The organism is Neobacillus fumarioli NBRC 102428, assembly GCF_001591485.1.
In the GTDB taxonomy this organism is placed as follows: Bacteria; Bacillota; Bacilli; order Bacillales; family Cytobacillaceae; genus Neobacillus; species Neobacillus fumarioli.
In genome coordinates this window covers 1-1,923 of the sequence record NZ_BCUZ01000220.1, presented here as the reverse complement: position 1 = coordinate 1,923, position 1,923 = coordinate 1, and the positions used below count along the sequence as shown (strand labels likewise).

General features: G+C 36.8%; 2 protein-coding genes. One reads left to right on the top strand and one right to left on the bottom strand.

The window, feature by feature from the left end; genetic code table 11:
* Positions 1-176: 176 nt before the first annotated feature.
* Positions 177-1,085: a DMT family transporter gene (locus tag BFU02S_RS15725; protein WP_066372723.1), complete on the bottom strand. Its 909-nt coding sequence runs from the start codon at positions 1,083-1,085 to the stop codon at positions 177-179.
* A gap of 114 nt (positions 1,086-1,199) precedes the next feature.
* Between BFU02S_RS15725 and BFU02S_RS15720 the strand changes: the two genes are divergently transcribed.
* Positions 1,200-1,895 carry an MgtC/SapB family protein gene (locus BFU02S_RS15720; RefSeq protein ID WP_066372721.1) on the top strand — a complete coding sequence of 232 codons (696 nt, stop codon included), beginning with the start codon at positions 1,200-1,202 and terminating at the stop codon, positions 1,893-1,895.
* Positions 1,896-1,923 lie beyond the last annotated feature (28 nt).

Here is a 1,923-nt window from a genome sequence, read left to right as displayed (position 1 = left end):
CTATTTTCTATCACCGCTTTAAAAGCAGCTTCTTTAATATATCACATCCATCTCTTGAGTGTCAATAGCTTTTTGAAAAACTTTTTTTGCTGTTTCACACTCTTGAAGAGGACGAGATTTAATATACCATGATTAATAAATGTTTGCAATATATTTTTTATATTTTTTTCTAAAACTTACGTTTGGCTTTTTATTTCCGCTTTTATTTTTAATTTCCTATCATCTATTACAAACAATAAAATACCAGCAATCACAATTAAGCCTCCCAAAATTTGCGACCAGACTACACGTTCATTTAATAATAAGTAGGCAAGAATTGTTGCACCAACCGGTTCAAATAAAATGGCCATCGATATGGTTGAAGCACTCAGCCATTTTATTGTCCAATTAAATAACGAATGGCCGAGTAAGTTTGGAAACAGCGCCAGTAAAACAAAATATATCCAATCACTTGCTTGGCGTGGAATTATGGATTCCTTTGCTGCTAAAGCATAAATAAATAGAGTAATTGTACTCATAAAATAAACAATAAACGTGTATGTAATTAGTGATATTCTTTTTCTAACTGTTTGGCCGAGTAATAAATACCCTGTGACAAAGGCACAAGCAACAAGAGCAAGGAAGTCTCCAAATAACGCCGTTCCGCTGATGTGAAAATCTCCCCAGCTAATTACAACACTTCCTGCCACAGCGATTATACCGCTGCTAATAGCTTTGAATGATAATTTCTCTTTAAAGAAAATGAAAGTTCCTACGAATGCAAATATCGGCTGCAACGTTACGAGAACAGTAGAACTTGCAACCGAAGTGTAGTTTAACGACTCGAACCAAAGAATAAAATGAAAAGCAAGCAAGATCCCTGCCACGGCAGAAAATAACCAATCTTTTTTGGTAATCAACCTCATCTCACGCATATGCTGCTTTTTCAAAAATAGCGGAAGCATGAAAATAACCGTGAAAAAAAGGCGATAAAAAGCTATAATCCCTGAAGGTGCTGTGCATAACTTAACAAAAATGGCAGATGCAGATACTGATAGAACTCCAAGTGTTAAAACCAGATACGGATTTATTTTTGGTTCTTCCATAACTGACTCCTTTATGTGTACAATCTAAGGTAGAATTCATTTCTTATCGTAAATGATTTTCTTGTTATTTACCAATATTACGAGCTTACTTTAAGAAATTGGACGTGAATACATATGAATAATACTGATACCGATATTTTAATAAAACTAGGAATATCCGCTGTTTTCGGACTTATTATTGGGTTTGAACGCGAATTAAAGCGAAAGCCTGTCGGACTAAAAACCAGTCTGGTGATTTCAGTGGTCAGCTGCCTTTTGACGATTGTTTCCATTCAATCTGCTTACTTTTTTCCTAATTCTGATAAAGTTAAAATTCAGATGGACCCGCTAAGGCTTGCGGCGCAAATTGTATCAGGGATTGGTTTTCTCGGTGCTGGTGTCATATTAAGACGGGGGAATGACAGTATTTCTGGTCTGACGACAGCTGCGATGATTTGGGGGGCCGCCGGCATTGGAATTGCTGTGGGTGCGGGTTTTTATTTAGAAGCATTTACTGGTGTTGTTCTATTAATCATCAGTGTCGAACTAATTCCATTTGTAATGAAGCTTTTTGGGCCAAAACAATTGCGGGAAAAAGAAATAATGCTTCAACTGTTAATTCGCGATAAATCAAAAATCGATAAAACCATTACCTTCCTAATGGAGAAAAAATACAGTATCCGCAGGCTGCGCATTAAAGATTTAGACAATGGGGATCATTTAGTTCAAATATTAGTCGCTGTCGATTACCGTGATAAAACAACCGATGTATATGCTGCTGTTTCTGAGCTAGAGGGAGTAAACCAGGTTGAAATCGAAAGCATCAGCTGAGAAAAGCGCAAGCGCCTTGGTCAGCCTG

Excerpts from the sequence above, each read along its gene's own strand:
- BFU02S_RS15725 (WP_066372723.1), bottom strand. The coding sequence starts at position 1,085 with ATGGAAGAACCAAAAATAAATCCGTATCTGGTTTTAACACTTGGAGTT.
- BFU02S_RS15720 (WP_066372721.1), top strand. The coding sequence starts at position 1,200 with ATGAATAATACTGATACCGATATTTTAATAAAACTAGGAATATCCGCT.